Origin of the sequence: Paraburkholderia dioscoreae (genome assembly GCF_902459535.1) — a bacterium.
Classification (GTDB): domain Bacteria; phylum Pseudomonadota; class Gammaproteobacteria; order Burkholderiales; family Burkholderiaceae; genus Paraburkholderia; species Paraburkholderia dioscoreae.
On record NZ_LR699553.1, the window covers coordinates 581,109 to 598,380 of the forward strand.

Genomic DNA, 17,272 nt, shown 5'->3' on the forward strand with positions numbered 1-17,272 from the left:
CTCGATCCGCCAGCGGTCTGAGATGCCAAAAAAAGTAAAAATAAAACTTGGCGGACATGACGAATGAGGTCGCAGGTCAAAAAGGGTGAGTGACTTTATAACCCGGTCAGGCTGCACTTGCAAGCTACCGGGCATAAAAATGCGGGAAATCCGCATACTTCGCGCAATGTGTGCGCGAAGTATGCGTTTGTAACGAATCAGGCAGTGCCGCCAACCGTCATCCGGTCGATCCGCAGCGTGGGCTGGCCGACGCCCACCGGCACGCTCTGGCCTTCCTTGCCGCACACGCCCACACCCGAATCGAGCTTCATGTCGTTGCCGATCATGCTGACGTATTTGAGCGATTCCGGACCGCTGCCGATCAGCGTTGCGCCCTTCACCGGATACGTGACCTTGCCGTCTTCGATCATGTACGCCTCGGAAGCCGAGAACACGAACTTGCCGTTGGTGATGTCGACCTGGCCGCCGCCGAAGTTCACCGCATACAAGCCGTTCTTCACGGAGGCGATGATTTCCTGCGGATCCTTGTCGCCATTGAGCATGTACGTGTTGGTCATGCGCGGCATGGGCAGCGCGGCGTACGACTCACGGCGCGCATTGCCCGTGACCGGCATCTTCATCAGGCGCGCGTTCAGCGTGTCCTGGATGTAGCCCTTCAGGATGCCGTCTTCGATCAGCGTGGTGCACTGGGTCGGATTGCCTTCGTCGTCGATATTGAGCGAGCCGCGGCGGTTCGGCAGCGTGCCGTCGTCCACCACGGTCACGCCCCTGGCGGCCACCTGTTCGCCGATGCGCCCCGCGAATGCCGACGAACCCTTGCGGTTGAAGTCGCCTTCCAGACCGTGGCCGATCGCTTCGTGCAGCAGCACGCCGGGCCAGCCCGGTCCGAGCACGACGGTCATCGCGCCCGCCGGCGCCGGACGGGCTTCGAGGTTCACCAGCGCCGCATGCACCGCGTCGTCGACGTAGCCTGACAGCACGTCGTCGGTGAAATAGGCGTAGTCGAAGCGGCCGCCGCCGCCGCCGCTGCCGATTTCGCGGCGGCCGTTCTGCTCGGCGATCACCGTGACCGACACACGCACCAGCGGACGGATGTCGGCCGCGAAGCCGCCGTCGCTGCGCGCGACCAGCACCACGTCGTATTCACCGGCGAGGCCCGCCATGACTTGCTGGATGCGCGGATCGCGGCCGCGCGCCATCTTTTCGATGCGTTCGAGCAGCTTGACCTTGGCGGTGGCGTCGAGCGAATGGAGCGGATCGGCCGGCAGATAAAGATCGCGCCCGGCAATGCCGGTCAGCGACGAGGCCACCTTGATCTTCTGCTTGCCGCCGCCCGCCTTGGCGATCGAACGGGTGGCGAGCGCCGCCTGACGGATCGCTTCGGGCGACAGGTCGTCCGAATAGGCGAACGCCGTGCGGTCGCCCGACACGGCGCGCACGCCGACGCCCTGGTCGATGCTGAAGCTGCCGGACTTCACGATGCCTTCTTCGAGACTCCACGCTTCGCTGCGCGTGTACTGGAAGTACAGGTCGGCGTAGTCGATCTTGTGCGTGAAGATTTCGGCGAGCGTGCGGGTGAGCAGGGCTTCGTCGAGACCATAGGGCGTCAGGAGGATGTCCTTGGCGGTGGCGAGATTACGGATACCGGGTTCGATGATGTTCATGCGAAGTGTGTTCTGCTCGATACGAAGGATTCAGTTAGCGCCTCAATCACTCACCAGATGAGTACAGGGCGCCGCAGTTTCAATGTCACGCGAGTGGGTTTATCAACTGGATCAGGTGAGTCAACTGAGCACACGATGACGCCAGGCGGGCAGACTCTGTCGCACTTCGTCGATGCGCGCACGCTCGAGATTGCCGGCGACCACGCCTGCGCCTTCGTCGCGCACCGCGACGATTTCGCCCCACGGGTCGATCAGCATGCTGTGGCCCCACGTACGGCGGCCATTTTCATGTTTGCCGCCTTGCGCCGCGGCCAGCACGTAACACTGATTTTCGACCGCCCGCGCGCGCAGCAGCATTTCCCAATGCGCGCGGCCGGTCGTGTAAGTGAACGCCGACGGCACCACGATCAGCGTGCAGTCGCCCATGCGCCGGTACAGCTCCGGAAAGCGCAGATCGTAGCAGACCGACAGGCCCACGCGGCCGAACGGCGCCTCGAAGCTGCGCACTTCGCCGCCGGGGCAGATGGTGCGCGCTTCGTCGAACGATTCCGCGCCCTTTTCGAAGTTGAACAGATGGATCTTGTCGTAGCGCGCGGCCTCGTTGCCCTGCGGGTCGAACACCAGCGTGGTGTTCAGCACGCGCGAGGCTTCAGGCGACATCAACGGCAGCGTGCCGCCGATTACCCAGACGTGGTGGCGGCGCGCGGCGTCGGCGAGAAAGCGCTGGATCGGTCCGTCCTGATAGGGCTCGCGCACGGCGAGCTTGTCCGTGTCCTTGAAGCCCATGAAGCAGAAGTACTCAGGCAACAGGACGAGTTGCGCGCCTTCGGCGGCGGCTTCGGCGATCAGACGCGCGGCTTCGGCGAGATTGCGCTCGCGATCCGGTGTGCTCACCATTTGCAGCGCGGCGACACGGAAGGCGCTTTCCAGGGAACCGCTGGACACGGTTGAAGAGACCTGTGTTTCGCTCATGAGCGTTCGGAAAACTCCCGGCAAGGCGGCGCGATTCGCTTGCGCCGCATACGTCGTTCAAGACTGGCTGGGGCCGCTCGTGCCGCACGGCGCCTGTCTGACCGGGGAAAGGGTCGGATACAGGCTCAGTGCGCTTCCACGGTCGAAGCCGGAGCGTCCATCTTACCGCGATCGCTCTTCACCCGCTCGACGTGCGGTTTCGACCACGAGCCGGTGATCGCATACTCCCGCGCGAACGCGTGCGAGATCGACTGGCTGAACGCCAGATCGGCCACCAGCGCGCCCAGTCCGAGCAGCGGATTGATGACCGTCGCAGCGATCACGGCGGCGCCGGCGCTAACCGTCGGCACGATCTGGACGTGCAGATTCTGGGTTTCCTGGGCGAGATCCACCGAGCCTTTCATCTCGGCGCGCGCCGGCGCGGTGACCATCTCGAAGTTCTCGGTGCGGCCAATGCCGTTATGAATCTGCGCGGTGCCGGTAACGTGCTCGAACGGCAGGCCTTCGCCGATCACGTCGCGAAAGTTCAGGGTGGCGAAGCGAGCGAGGCTTTGCAGGCTGAGCACGCCCAGCAGCTTGGCGACACCCGGATCGACCTTGAGGATCTGGCCATGGCGCAGATCGACGGCCAGATTGCCGTTGAGCGTCGGATAGTCGATCCGGGTCGGGCCGCCTTGCCACACCATCTTGCCCGAAAGCGAGCCGGCGCCCGCCTTGAGCGTGCGCGGCTGGCCGAACCGTTCGAGCAGCGCGCCGGCGTCCTTGATGTCGAGCTTGAAATCGAACACGGTGCGCCGCGGCGTGGCTTCGTCGGTGCTGTTGCCGAATTCGGTCGAGGTGCGCCAGTTCGCGGTGGCACTGAGCGTGGCGGCGGGGTTGGCGATGTCGAGCTTGTCGAGTTGCCAGACCGGCACGCCGTCTTCGTCGAAGTTGTGCGCGTCGACTTCGAGACGGCCGACGTTGTGGTCGCGCACGATCAGTTCGTTGACGACCAGATCGATGGACGGCATGTTCTGCGCGGGCGCCGACATGGCCTGGCCGAGCAGATCCTTGTCGGTGGCCGACGGAATCACCACCCGGGCAAAGCGCGCCTGCAGCGTACCGGGCGACTCCCTGGTCGGGCCCGGCAGCCAGGACACGTGGCCGGACACCTGGTTCGAAGCGATGTTCGCCTGCCACGTGCGATCCGCATGCGACGCGCCGACGATCACGCTGTCCCAGTGGCGCTTTAGCAGCGTCAGCGTGCCGATATGCACCGCGAAACGGCTCGGCAGGAATTGCGCGACGGTGGGGTTCGGTGCGGCCGGCGTTGCCGCGGCGGGTGCGGGCGTATCTTTACCGCGCAATTGCGTGACCAGCGCGCGCCAGGCGTCGGCGTCGAATGCGTCCAGGTCGACGGCGGCGATCACGCCTTCGGACGGCAGGTCGGCGGGCCGGTTCACGCCGACCGCGCCGCGCACCACGGTCGGCGGCGTTTTCGGCTGGTAACGCAGCAGATAGGTGGCGGCGAGCGGGCCGAAGGTGAGGTCGGCGCGCTCCAGTCCCGCTTCGCCCGGCGCGGCGGACGGGCCGACGGCGAAGCGCAGCGGCATCGGCGTGCCGACCGGCTTGTTGAACGGCGCGGGGAAGTCGAGCGCGAGGCCGGTCAGATCGGAGTTCGCCGTCACTTCGGGCAGCCGTCCCTTCGCGCCCCGCACGTTGAGCGCGTAGGGCGCGCTGCCGCTCATGCGCGTCAGCACCTGCGCGCCCGGGCCATGCAGATCGAGTCCGCGCGCCGCGTCGACTGCGATATGGCCGCCCAGGTCAAGTGCGTACGTGCCGTCCTGCTTCAGACCGCCGTTCGCATGCACGTCGCCGCCGAGGAATTGTCCCGAGAGCCGGTCCACCTGCGCCGTGTGCTCGGTAAACCGCACCTTGCCCTTCAACTGCGACAGCGGCGGCACGTTCTCGACGCTCAGGCGGTTGCTCTGGAAGCCGACCGCGCCCTCCACGCCGATATGCGGCTTCGGCGTACGCGGTACCGTCAGCTTGAGCGCGAGCGACGCCGGCCCTTCGGCGCGCACCTTGTCGGTCTCGTGCTTCGCCATGATGCCGAGCGAGCTGGCGTTCACGTAGTCGAGCATGTCGGCGAGCGGCCCGTGGCCGTCGCCCTTGATGACGAGGCTCGACGCCCTGGTGCCGAGGTCGTCGATCCTGCCGTTGACGCCGGTGAGCGCGACCTGCTTGTAATGCGCCCGGTCGATGTCGAAGCGCATCACGTTCTGCCTGAGTTCGAACACGCCGTCGATGCCGTCGAGCGCCGGCCATACGTTCGGCGTGCCGTTCCTCATCTTGCGCGGCGGGTACGGCGTCGGATCGAACTTGCCGCCCCTGAACGGAGCGACGATGTGGAACAGTCCGGCGCTCGGGTCGCGCGAATAGGGGAATTTGGTCAGGTCGCCGTGCACCTCGATGGTCGCGCCGTGCGACATGCCGGCCTGCAAGCCGTGGCCCAGATAGATGCGCAGCTTTTCGCTGATGCTGGTCGGCAGATAGCGGGCGATGCGCGTCACCTGCGCGCGCTGGAAGTCGGCTTTCAGATCGAGCGAACCGCGCCCGTGGCCCGGGTTGCTGTAGTCGGCGGTGGCGGTGGCCGCGACGTCGGCGTTCGAAACGCCGAAATCGGCCAGCTTCACGGTGAAGGCCGGGTGGTTCTCGCCCGGCGCTTTCGGCGTGATGGTCCAGTCGGCGCGGCCATGCAGACGGTCGAGCTTGAGGCGCGGATCGTCGAACACGCCCGGCAATGTAATGGCGACGTTGGAGGTATCGAGCAGGGCGGTGCCGTGGGTTTCGTCGGCGTCCACGCTGCCCCACAAATTCTCGATGCCGGGAATGCCCGCGCGCGGGTGATTCAGCGGCGTGAGCCCCGGCGGCGGTTCCTGGGCGGCGACACTGATGCCTTGCAGATCGCCCTTGAAGCGATAGCGCTCGATCGGCTCGGCGCCGCTCGGGTGATGGTCGTTGCCCGCTTCGCCCGACTCCGGTTTGGCGCGCTCGACTTCGATCAGGTAATTGGCCACCAGGCCGCGTGGGTTGTAGCGCACGAGATTGTTCAGCAGACGCCGCGACAGCGGCAACGCCCGGCTGAATTCGGCGAGGATGCCCAGGTCGACACGATCGCCGCTCACACTGACCAGTTGCCCGTGTTGCTGCGAGGCGGTCCGGTAGCGTCCGTTCAGCGTGGTGAGCGCGAGCGTGCGCGTGAGCGGCGTGCCGTCGTCGAGTGGCGGCTGGCCGAGTTCGGCGTGAAACTGGCTCAGTTGCAGCTTGTAGTCGCCCTCTTCGGCTTCGAGGCGCCACATGAAATTGGCGACCGGCACGAGCAGCTTAGGTTGGGTCGGACGCACCCGCATGGCGACGTCGGCGCCGGCGAGTTGCCCGCTTGCCGATTTCATGCGGCCCTCGGCGAAGTCGATCCAGATTGCATTGTCGATGCGGCCGGCAAACGTCTCGATCGGGAAATTGACGTAGCGCGCGAGCGTCGGCAGATCGACCGGGCCGGTCGACACGTACACCTGGCCAGTCCAGTTGATCGGCTTGCCGATTGCGGAGAGCGGCGCGTGTCTGAAATGCGTGCGGAAATCGAGCGGGCCGTTCAGAACATGCCCCTCGGCGGGCGCCTGCAGCGCCAGCCGGTGATCGTAGCCGTCGTTGAGAATCGCGATCCGGATATCGCGCAGGGCCAACTCCGGCGCGGCGTGCTGCGCATCGCGCCAGCGCAGTACGCCGCCGCGCACCACGATTGCCTGTTGGCGCAATAGCCAGGTGGTCAGCACGTCGTTGCCGCTGTGGCGTGTGGGCACCGGCACGCCCGCCACCGAGAGCACGCCGTCGCTGCTGCGTGCCACCAGCACGTCCGGCTGATCGACGATCAGGCTGGACAGCGCCGGATGAAACTGCCAGAGCGACTTCCACGAGAGCGTGGCGGTGGCGTGCGGAATCGTCAGCGCGGTCTTGCCGTCGCGGTCACGGATCACGAGATTGGTGACGTCGAGGCCCGGCTGGAAGCCGCTCCAGTACGGCGCGAGCTTGCCGATGCTGAACTGCGCGTGCAGTTTCTCCGAGACGATGGCTTCGATGCGCGGGCGGAACGAGTCGGCGCGCGGCAGCACCACGTAGCGCAACGCGAGAAACAGCCCGGTCGCTACAAAGTACAGCACGAGCGCGATCGCGAGGACCACGTGAAAGGTCCGACGCAGCACGATGTGGTCGCTTCCGCTCACAGGCCGGCTCTGCCCGGTTTCGTGAGGGTCGGCGGATTCGTTTCGCTCGGACATGCTGCGGCGGGTGGGCGTATGGTAGTTTTGCGAATTAACGACGAAATGTAACACACGGGAAAGCGTAGACGGACTTCCTGCAAACCCTGTCTGCATGCCGTCTCGCGACCTGCGCGAGGCTGCCGCGCCGATGTGCTACTGCGAATTGAATAACGCTTATCAAGCAACGAGCGAGCCAGACCCTTGAAGACTGACGCCACTCTCCTGAGTTCCACCTATTCACACTACGCGGCGCGTGCCGCCGCCGCCCGCCCGCAACTCGTGGCGCAGGTGGCGGCGCTCGCGTCCGTGCCGCTGACCCGCGAGCGTATCGACGCGCGCTTCGACGCGTTGTGCGCCGAAGCGGCCGGCGCGAGCGGTGCGCCATTGAGTGAAGATGCACTCAAACGGGCGCTGCGCCAATTGCGCACGGAGGTGTTTTGCGCCGTGATGGAGCGCGATCTGGCGGGCGAGGCGGACGTCGCCGAAGTGACCGGCGCGATGACCGATCTGGCGGAGACGACGATCCAGCGGGCGCTAGCCGTGCTGTCCGCCGAACTCGAAGTGCTGTACGGCGAACCGCGCGGACCGCACGGCGAACGGCTCTCGCTCGGCGTAGTGGGGATGGGCAAGCTGGGCGGGCGCGAACTGAATGTGTCGTCGGACATCGATCTGATCTTCATTTATGAAGAGGATGGCGAGACTGCGGGCGGCCACCGCTCGCCGATCGCCACGCAGGAGTTTTTCACACGCCTCGGCAAGCGCCTGATCGCCGCCCTCGCGGAAGTCACCGCCGACGGCTACGTGTTCCGGGTCGACATGCGGCTGCGGCCGAACGGCGACTCGGGTCCGCTCGTCTGCAGCCTGGGCATGCTCGAAGAATATTTCTACGTGCAAGGCCGCGAGTGGGAGCGCTACGCGTGGATCAAGGGCCGTCTCGTGTCCGAAGGCGCGAGCGACGCGGCGCAGCGGCTGCAGAAGCAGCTCGACGCGATCGTCACGCCGTTCGTCTACCGCCGCTATCTCGACTTCGGCGTGATCAGCGCGATTCGCGCGCTGCATCTGCAGATTCGCCAGGAGGCGCAGCGCCGCGCTTCCATGCGGCCCGACAAGGCCGACGACATCAAGCTCGGACGCGGCGGCATCCGCGAAATCGAATTCAGCGCGCAGGTGTTCCAGTTGATCCGCGGCGGCCAGGACGCGGGCTTTCGCGTGCGGCCGACGCTCGCCGTGCTGCGGCATGCGGCCACGCACGGGCTGATCGACACCTCGGTCTGCGTGAAGCTCTCGCAGGCCTATCGCTTCCTGCGCGAACTCGAACACCGTCTGCAATACCGTAACGACGCGCAAACCCATGCCATGCCGGTCGATCCCGAAGAGCGCGTGGCGCTCGCTTACGCAATGGGTTGCGACGACTACGCGGCGCTGATGGCAAAGCTCGATGCGCATCGCGAATTCGTCGAACAGCAGTTCGATCAGATTTTCGCCGACAAGGTGAGCGGTCGCGACGGCTGCGGCGCGCCCGAAGACGGCGCCGCCGCGTGGGTGTGGAGCAGCGCGCTCGCCGACGACAGCGCCGACGATGTCCTGCAGGCGCGCCTTGTCGAACTCGGCGTGGCCGAGCCGGGCGAACTGCTCGCGCGGCTGCGCGCGGTGTGGCAGTCGTCGCGTTATGCGGGGCTGGCCGAGCGCAGCCGGCAACGTTTCGACATCGTCGCGCAACGCGCGCTCGAAGCCGCGCGCACGCTGGAGCCCGCCGAGCGGCGCGGCGATACGGTGGCGCGCTTCTTCGACCTGCTCGAAGCGGTGAGCCGGCGCGGCGCCTATCTGGCGCTGCTGACCGAATATCCGCAGGCGCTGCACCACGTGCTGTCGGTGCTCGGCGGCTCGCGTTGGGCGGCCGGCTATCTGATCCGCCATCCGCAACTGCTCGACGAACTGCTCGACGACGAAGCGATGGACAGTCCGTTCGACTGGCCCGAATTCAAGCGCACCTTGCGCCTGCGTCTGGCCGCCGCCGACGGCGTGGAGCAGCAGATGGATCTGCTGCGCCACGCGCACCAGGCGGAAGTGTTCCGCATTCTGCTGATCGATCTGGCGGGCAAGCTGAGCGTCGAGCATGTGAGCGACCGCCTGTCCGAACTCGCCGACGCCGTGCTCGACGTCACGCTCGAAGCCGTCTGGAGGCAATTGCCCAAGCGCCATCGCGACGTGCCGCGTTTTGCGGTGATCGCGTACGGCAAGCTGGGGGGCAAGGAACTGGGTTACGCATCCGACCTCGACGTGATCTTTCTCTACGACGATACCGACGATGCCGCAGCCGAGGTCTACTCCACCTACACCCGCCGCCTGATCACCTGGCTCACCACCGCGACCGGCGCCGGCACCCTGTTCGACGTGGACTTGCGCCTGCGGCCGAACGGCGAATCGGGCCTGCTCGTCACCGATCTGGACGCGTTCCGCCGTTACCAGTTGCGCGAAGGCGACGCGGCCAATACGGCGTGGGTGTGGGAGCATCAGGCATTGAGCCGGGCCCGTTACTGCGCGGGCGACACCGAGATCGGCGTGAAATTCGAGGCCATCCGCGAACAGGTGCTGACCACGCCGCGCGAGGCGGCGCCGCTCGCGAAGGAGATCGTCGAGATGCGCGAGCGCGTCGAGGCCGGACATCCGAACCATACGGCGCTGTTCGATCTGAAGCACGACCGCGGCGGGATGGTGGATATCGAATTCACCGTGCAGTACTGGGTACTGTTGCACGCGGCAAGCGACCCCGAACTGATCCGCAATACCGGCAACATTGCGTTGCTGCGCGAAGTGTCGCGCTTCGGCCTGATGAGCGAGGCGGAGGCGGAGACGGTCGGCGCGGCGTATCGCACCTACCGCAAGCTGCAGCACAAGCTGCGGCTGGACGGGATGGAGAAGGCGCGGGTCGAGCCGGCGCTGGTGGCCACGGAACGCGAGGCCGTGCTGGGGTTGTGGAAGCGCGTGTTCGGGTGAAGGCGCGGGTTGATCCGCGCTCGGGTGGCGAGGATCAACCCGCCTGGTGAACAACTAGGCCGCCAGCATTTCCTTCGCGTGCTTGCGGGTGGTCGGAGTGATCTCCAGGCCGCCGAGCATCCGCGCCACTTCTTCGATGCGGCTCGCCTTGTCGAGCGAGGTCACGCTGCTGACCGTGCCGCCTTTGCCGTTGCCCGCCTTGGCGACCTGGAAATGATGGTCGCCGCGCGCGGCGACTTGCGGCAAGTGCGTCACGCACAGCACCTGGCGCTGCTGGCCGAGCTGATGCAGAAGCCGTCCGACCACTTCGGCGACGCCGCCGCCGATGCCCGTATCCACTTCGTCGAAAATCAGCGTGGGCGTGGGGCTGGCGGCGCTCGCGATCACTGCGAGGGCGAGGCTGATCCGCGCCAGTTCGCCGCCCGAGGCGACTTTGGCGAGTGGCCGCAGCGGCACGCCGGCATGACCGGCGACGCGGAACTCGACCTGTTCGAGCCCATGCGCGCCACCTTCGGGCAGCGGCACCAGCGCGACTTCGAAGCTGCCGCCTTTCATTGACAGTTCCTGCATGCCCGTGGTGACCGCCGCGCCCAGCGCCTTGCCGGCCTTGGCACGCGCTTTCGAGAGTTTCTTCGCCTCGGTCAGGAAGTTTTCTTTGGCTTTGGCTTCGGCGGCGTGCAGGCTGTCGAGGTCGGCGGCCGCGTCGAGCGCGGCCAGTTGCGCGCGGCGCGCCTCGTGTTCCTCCGGCAGCGTTTGCGGCTGCAGACGGAATTTGCGTGCGGCCGAATGCAACGCGTCCAGACGCTTTTCGACCTGCGCCAGCCGGTCCGGATCGAGTTCGAGCTTTTGCGCGTAATGGCTCAGCGAATAGGCCGCTTCCTGCAACTGGATTTCGGCCGGTTCGAGCGCGGCGAGTACATCGTTCAAGGCCGGATCGATCTCCGCCAGATCGCGCACCTTCGAGACGATCGAGGACAGATGCGTGATCATCGCCTCGTCCGATTCGGACAGCGCGCCGAGTGCGCCTTGCACGCCGTCGATCAGATTGGCCGAATGCGACAGCCGCCGGTGCTCCGAATTGACCTCTTCCCACTCGCCGGGCTGCGGCGCGAGTTTGTCCAGTTCGGTGAGCTGCCAGGCGAGGCGCTCGCGTTCCAGTTGCAGCTCACGGTCACGCGTTTGCGCATGCTCGACCGCCTGAACCCTCTCGCGCCATGTGCGCCATGCCCGCGTGACGGTAGCCGCCGTGTCGGACAGTCCGGCGTGAGTGTCGAACAGTTCGCGTTGCGCGTCAGGGCGCATCAGCAACTGGTGCGCGTGCTGGCCGTGAATATCCACCAGCATCTCGCCGACCTCGCGCAACTGCGCGAGCGTCGCCGCGGTGCCGTTGATGAACGCCCGCGAGCGGCCGTTGCCATCCACCACGCGCCGCAGCATCACGGTGCTGCCGTGATGACCGTCGCTGCCCGTCGTGCCGAGCGCCTGCTCGTCGAGCCATTGCTCGACCTGCGCATGGGTCTCGAATTCCGCCGTGATGTCCGCGCGGCTTTCGCCGGTGCGCACGACGTTCGCATCGGCACGGGCGCCGAGCGCGAGCGCCAGCGCGTCGATCAGGATCGACTTGCCGGCGCCGGTTTCGCCGGAAAAAACAGTGAAGCCGGTGTCGAATTCGAGATCGAGCGCGGCGACGATGACGAAGTCGCGTATCGAGAGGTGGCGAAGCATGGAGGTCGTCTGATGAGCTTGGTGGTCAGGGTTCGGCAGCGGCGGCGTTCGCGTTCCGGTGGCCTCGCCGCTCAGGGCTTGGGGTCTTCTTCGTGCGACGGGTATTCGTTCCAGTGCAGCTTCTTGCGCAGCGTGGCGAAATAGCTGTAGCCGACGGGATGCAGCATGGGCACCGTATGACGCGAGCGGCGCACTTCGATCGTGTCGCTCAGTTCGAGCGAGGTGAACGACTGCATGTCGAAATTGACGTTCACTTCGCGCCCCGAGACGATCTGGATGCTCACCTTGGAATCGTCCGGCAGCACGATCGGACGGTTCGACAGCGCGTGCGGAGCAATCGGCACCAGCACGATGCCCTGCAATTGCGGATGCAGAATCGGCCCTTGCGACGACAGCGCATAAGCGGTAGAGCCGGTGGGCGTGGCCACGATCAGGCCGTCCGAGCGCTGGTTGTACATGAAGCGGCCATCTACCGAGACATGCAGCTCCGCCATGCCTGAGAAACCGCTGCGGTTGACCACCACGTCGTTGAAGGCCAGCGCGTGATAGATCGGGTTGCCGTCGCGCATGATGCGCGCTTCGAGCAGCACGCGTTCTTCGCGTTCGAAATTGCCGGCCAGCATTTGCGGCACGATCTCGCGCATGTCGGAGATCGGAATGTCGGTAATGAAGCCAAGCCGCCCGTGGTTGATGCCGATCAAAGGCGTACGGTACGGCGCGAGCTGACGGCCGATGCCGAGCATGGTGCCGTCGCCGCCCAGCACCACGGCCACGTCGGCGCGCGCGCCGATCTCGGCGGGGCGCAGCGCCGGGTAGTCGGTGACGCCGATCTCGGCGGCGGTATCGGCTTCGAACACGACCTCGAAGCCGCGCTTCGCGATGCACAAGGCGAGCGCGGTCAACGGCTCGGCGATACCCGGCGTATTGTTGCGCCCGACGAGCGCGACGGTCTTGAACTGGCTGGTCACTTGCATGCCGGCATTACACCATAGGTGGGGCCTGAAAAGAACCGTGGGCAGACCCGGTGGCGAGCCGACGTGCGCGGGCCGCCAGCGCGTCTCGCGATTATCGTTAGAATGGTGAAGCCTTGATGACATGCGCGCCGGTTAAAGTGCGGCGGGGTGCCGGCAGCCGGGCCGCCCGGAAGGCGGCCCGCGACGTGGTCCGCAACGCGCCGGGCTGAACGCCGGCCAACGTGCCGGGCCGGAGGCAACGTGCCGCAGCGGCAAGCGGCGGCGCGTTCGTCAGGGATGGGCGCCCCTAGCGCTCGCGGTAGTCGTGCCATTGAGCTAAAATTTTCCGTCATGCTAGATCCTCGCGCACAAACCCTCCTCAAAACGCTGATCGAGCGCTACATCGCCGAAGGTCAGCCGGTCGGCTCGCGCACGTTGTCGCGCTATTCGGGTCTCGAACTCAGTCCCGCAACGATCCGCAACGTGATGTCCGACCTCGAGGATCTGGGGCTCGTGATCAGTCCGCATACTTCCGCGGGCCGCATTCCCACGCCGCGCGGCTATCGTCTGTTCGTGGACACCATGCTGACGGTGGAGTCCGCCGCTGACGAAGAAGCGGTGATGCGTACCGTCAAGACCACGCTGCAGGCGGGCGAGCCGCAGAAAATCGTCGCCGCGGCGGCCAGCGTGCTGTCCAACCTCTCGCAGTTCGCCGGCGTGGTGCTCACGCCGCGGCGCAGCCATGTGTTCAAGCAGATCGAGTTCATGCGCTTGTCGGACAAACGCATTCTGCTGATCATCGTCACGCCGGAAGGCGACGTGCAGAACCGCATCATGGCGACCCAGCGCGATTTCTCGCCGTCGCAACTTGTCGAGGCCTCCAACTACATCAACGCACACTTCGCGGGCCTCTCGTTCGACGACGTGCGCCGCCGCCTGCGCGAAGAAATCGACGAACTGCGCGGCGACATGACCACGCTGATGCATGCCGCCGTCACGGCCAGTACGGACGAAGCCGACACGGGCGAAACCGTGCTGATTTCGGGCGAGCGCAACCTGCTCGAAGTGGCCGACCTTTCGTCGGACATGGCGCGCTTGCGCAAGCTGTTCGATGTGTTCGACCAAAAGACCAGTCTCCTTCAGTTGCTCGACGTGTCGAGTCACGCGGCGGGCGTGCAGATTTTCATTGGCGGCGAGTCGAATCTCGTGCCGATCGAGGAAATGAGCGTGGTCACCGCGCCTTACGAGGTGAACGGCAAGATCGTCGGCACCTTGGGCGTGATCGGACCGACCCGCATGGCCTACAACCGCGTGATTCCGATTGTGGACATTACCGCGCGCCTGCTTTCGCTGACCCTCAGCCAGCAGTAAATAGCTTCGGCTTCCGGTGTTGGCTGTTCCAGCCACGAATAATGCGTGACGGCGCACGGCTTGCCAATTGGCCGAATGGCCAGGGGTGTCCGGCGGACCGGTGCATGCACCACGCCGCTATAATGGTTCTCACCTGAACCGACACTCCGCCTGAGCGGGTTACCTCTGCTGCCTATGCGCTTCGACCTCGAGCGGCCTTCACAGAACGCCACGTCACACCGTGTCGCTGTGCTGCTGATCAATCTCGGCACACCCGACGCGCCGACGCCGCGTGCGGTCCGCCGCTATCTCGCGCAGTTTCTATCCGATCCGCGCGTGGTCGAAATTCCGGCGCTGCTCTGGCAGATCATCTTGCGTTTGCTGATTCTGCCGTTTCGGGGCGTCGCTTCCGCCAAGAAGTACGCCGCGGTGTGGATGCCGGAAGGTTCACCGCTGCGCGTCCATACTGAGAAGCAGGTGGAGGGCTTGCGCCATCTGCTGCAACTGAACGACTACACGGTGCTCGTCGATTACGCGATGCGCTACGGCACGCCGGGTATTCCGGCCATGCTGAACCAGCTCAAGCTGGCGGGTGCCGAACGCGTGCTGCTCATGCCCATGTATCCGCAGTATTCGTCGTCCACCACCGCTACCGCTTTCGACGACGCCTTTTCGGCGCTCAAACGCATGCGCAATCAGCCGGAAATCCGCACGGTGCGCCAGTACGCCGATCATCCGGCCTACATTGCGGCGCTTGCCGCGCAGGTGCATCAATATTGGCATCAGCACGGCCGGCCGGATTTCGCCGCGGGCGACAAGCTGGTGCTGAGTTTTCACGGCGTGCCCAAACGCACGCTGGATCTCGGCGACCCATACCACGAGCAATGCCAGCAAACCGGCGCGCTGCTGATGCAGGCGCTCGAACTGACGCCGGTGGAATGCCGCATTACGTTCCAGTCGCGTTTCGGCAAGGCCGAGTGGTTGCAGCCGTACACGGCGCCCACGCTCAAAGAATTGGGCGCGGCGGGCGTGCGGCGCGCCGATGTGTTCTGTCCGGGCTTCACTGCCGACTGCCTTGAAACCATCGAGGAAATCGGCATGGAAGTGCGCGACGAATTCCTGCATGCGGGCGGCAAGGATTTCCATCGGATTGCCTGCCTGAATGCGTCGCAGGCGTGGATTGCCGCGTTGGGGGAAATCGTCGCGCAGAATCTGCAGGGCTGGCCGGTGCAGGCGCTGCCGGTGCCGCATACGACAGGAGCTTGAACAGGCTCATGAATTACGGGATTTCAACCGAAGCGGGCGCGAAACTGCGCATCGACAAATGGCTTTGGGCGGCGCGCTTCTTCAAGACGCGTTCGCTCGCGGCGGCGGCCGTCGAAAAAGGGCATGTGCGCATTGACGGCGCCAGCGTCAAGCCGGCCAAAGACGTGCGCGTCGGCGACCTGGTCGAGATCGAGATAGAGCGGATTGTGTGGCAAGTGGCGGTGCTGGGCATGTGCGACGTGCGCGGCCCGGCGAGCGTCGCACAAACGCTTTATGCGGAAACCGAAGAGAGCAGGGTGAAGCGGCAGGTCGAACAGGAGCGGCGCAAGACGTATCGCGAACCGGCGGCCGCATTGCACGGCCGGCCGACCAAGCGCGACCGGCGCACTATCGACAAACTTTCAGGTGGGGGTTGAACAGCTGTTCCATGGTTGCGTGCACACCGCCGTATTCGGTAGTGTGATCGTTGACAGCCCCGGACATGCAGATGGTCGTGGTGCCCGCAATCAGTACCAATGCGACCACCGAGATTGCAAAGGTCAGTTTCACGGTGCTCCCCTAGGGAAGGTTCAGGAGAAAGACGGGCGAATCGGGTGGAATTGCAATATGTCGGAAAGGCTTACGTCAGATTAGGGTTAACGCGTCTTTTCCGATGCTTTATTGGAGCATAGGCCACTTGCAGTCCGCACTCAATCTCAATCTGATTGCGCCGCAATAATGGTTGTAACCGGGCGTTTCCGCCGTTCGGCCATGATACGAAAAGATCCGGGAGAGCCGCTTGAAATGGTTATTTCCGGCCTCATCTGCCGTGTTGATTTGCGGTGGCTCGCGAAGTTGTCTGTCGCGATTTTGCAACGCACAAACCGCGCCAGGTTTTTTGCGCTGCCGTCACCGCCGGCTTTTACCTCGCTTTCACTTTTTAACGACTTTCAGCGACATGGAAAACACGCAAGAGAACCCGACGAGCCAGAATCCTAAGCCCGCCGAAGAAACCGCGCGCCAGGCCGCCGAGGCCGCGGCACCTCAACAGGAAGCAGCGGCGAACGCGGCGACCGACTCGCCGGCGAGCGCCGAGCAGGCTGCACTCGCCGAGGCTCAGGCAAAGATCGCCGAGTTGCAGGAAAGCTTCCTGCGGGCCAAGGCCGAGACCGAGAACGTGCGCCGCCGCGCTCAGGAAGACGTCGCCAAGGCGCACAAGTTTGCGATCGAGAGTTTTGCCGAGCATCTGCTGCCGGTGATCGACAGCCTCGAAGCAGCCGTCGCGCACTCGTCCGACGATCCTGCGAAGGTGCGCGAAGGCGTCGAACTCACGCTGCGCCAGCTCACCGGCGCACTGGAAAAGGGCCGCGTCGTCGCCCTGAATCCGGTGGGCGAGAAGTTCGACCCGCATCGCCATCAAGCCATTTCCATGGTGCCGGCCGACCAGGAGCCGAACACCGTGGTGGCCGTGCTGCAAAAGGGCTTCGTGATTGCCGATCGGGTGCTGCGTCCGGCACTCGTGACCGTCGCGGCCCCGAAGTAAGCACCGCCGGGCTTCGTAAGCCGTTTCGTCCGGCAGGCGCCGTCATGGCCAACATTCCCGTCGACGCCACCGCGTTCGCGGTCTTCGGCATGCAGGAGTTGAGCGCCGCGTCATTCGACGCGGCGCTCGCCGAAGCCGGGGATGAACTGGCCGTGGTGTTTTTCTGGGGTTTCGACTGCTTCAATTGCGAGATCGCCAAGAAGGCGATGCTGGCGCAGCCGGACGCGATTCGCGCACTCGGCCTCAAATGGTTTCACAGCAACGTTTACGAGCATCGCGAGCTGGGCCGGCGCTTCATGCTGCACGGGGTGCCAACATGGTTCTTCTTTTACCGCGGCAAGCGGCTCGGCCGGGCAACCGGCTGGCACGGCCTCGGGCAGTTCCAGGCCGCGGTCGCGGCCGCGCGGGAGAAGATCCGGGCAGGTAATGCTGAGAAAAACGCTGCAAAAACCGCCGGCGCGCAAGCTGATGGAGTAAATCTGGGCAAAAGTTCGCCCGATTGAAAAAAATTAAAGACCGCATCGC

At 65.2% G+C, this 17,272-nt stretch carries 11 protein-coding genes; 6 read left to right on the top strand and 5 right to left on the bottom strand.

From position 1 onward, the window contains the following. Nucleotides 1-197: 197 nt before the first annotated feature. The 3 genes from tldD to PDMSB3_RS02710 form a co-directional block, all read right to left on the bottom strand. The gene (gene tldD / locus PDMSB3_RS02700; RefSeq protein WP_165184441.1) at nt 198-1,664 is read right to left on the bottom strand and encodes a metalloprotease TldD; all 1,467 of its coding nucleotides are present in this window, start codon (nt 1,662-1,664) and stop codon (nt 198-200) included. A gap of 120 nt (nt 1,665-1,784) precedes the next feature. Next, a complete protein-coding gene (locus PDMSB3_RS02705) occupies nt 1,785-2,636 on the bottom strand; it encodes a carbon-nitrogen hydrolase family protein (RefSeq protein ID WP_007179210.1) in 852 nt (283 codons plus the stop codon). Between the two features lie 125 nt (nt 2,637-2,761). After that, on the bottom strand, nt 2,762-6,952 hold the full coding sequence (locus PDMSB3_RS02710) for a YhdP family protein (protein ID WP_035517670.1): 4,191 nt from the start codon (nt 6,950-6,952) through the stop codon (nt 2,762-2,764). A 183-nt stretch (nt 6,953-7,135) separates the two neighbouring features. Here PDMSB3_RS02710 and glnE point away from each other — a divergent pair, with 183 nt between their 5' ends. Further along, nucleotides 7,136-9,931 carry a bifunctional [glutamate--ammonia ligase]-adenylyl-L-tyrosine phosphorylase/[glutamate--ammonia-ligase] adenylyltransferase gene (glnE, locus tag PDMSB3_RS02715; protein ID WP_007179208.1) on the top strand — a complete coding sequence of 932 codons (2,796 nt, stop codon included), beginning with the start codon at nt 7,136-7,138 and terminating at the stop codon, nt 9,929-9,931. Between the two features lie 54 nt (nt 9,932-9,985). Here glnE and recN read toward each other — a convergent pair whose 3' ends face one another. After that, on the bottom strand, nt 9,986-11,656 hold the full coding sequence (recN, locus tag PDMSB3_RS02720; protein WP_007179207.1) for a DNA repair protein RecN: 1,671 nt from the start codon (nt 11,654-11,656) through the stop codon (nt 9,986-9,988). A 71-nt stretch (nt 11,657-11,727) separates the two neighbouring features. Beyond that, the gene (locus tag PDMSB3_RS02725; RefSeq protein WP_007179206.1) at nt 11,728-12,630 is read right to left on the bottom strand and encodes an NAD kinase; all 903 of its coding nucleotides are present in this window, start codon (nt 12,628-12,630) and stop codon (nt 11,728-11,730) included. A gap of 330 nt (nt 12,631-12,960) precedes the next feature. Here PDMSB3_RS02725 and hrcA point away from each other — a divergent pair, with 330 nt between their 5' ends. From hrcA to PDMSB3_RS02750, 5 genes are all read left to right on the top strand, one after another. Continuing rightward, nucleotides 12,961-13,980 carry a heat-inducible transcriptional repressor HrcA gene (gene hrcA / locus PDMSB3_RS02730; RefSeq protein ID WP_011486855.1) on the top strand — a complete coding sequence of 340 codons (1,020 nt, stop codon included), beginning with the start codon at nt 12,961-12,963 and terminating at the stop codon, nt 13,978-13,980. 174 nt (nt 13,981-14,154) lie between these two features. Next, on the top strand, nt 14,155-15,225 hold the full coding sequence (gene hemH / locus PDMSB3_RS02735) for a ferrochelatase (protein ID WP_007179204.1): 1,071 nt from the start codon (nt 14,155-14,157) through the stop codon (nt 15,223-15,225). A gap of 8 nt (nt 15,226-15,233) precedes the next feature. Beyond that, complete coding sequence (locus tag PDMSB3_RS02740; protein WP_007179203.1) at nt 15,234-15,641, top strand: RNA-binding S4 domain-containing protein; 408 nt, start codon at nt 15,234-15,236, stop codon at nt 15,639-15,641. Nucleotides 15,642-16,162: 521 nt separating this feature from the next. Next, nucleotides 16,163-16,747: a nucleotide exchange factor GrpE gene (gene grpE, locus PDMSB3_RS02745; RefSeq protein ID WP_007179202.1), complete on the top strand. Its 585-nt coding sequence runs from the start codon at nt 16,163-16,165 to the stop codon at nt 16,745-16,747. 44 nt (nt 16,748-16,791) lie between these two features. After that, a complete protein-coding gene (locus PDMSB3_RS02750) occupies nt 16,792-17,250 on the top strand; it encodes a thioredoxin family protein (protein WP_007179201.1) in 459 nt (152 codons plus the stop codon). The last annotated feature ends 22 nt before the right edge of the window (nt 17,251-17,272 follow it).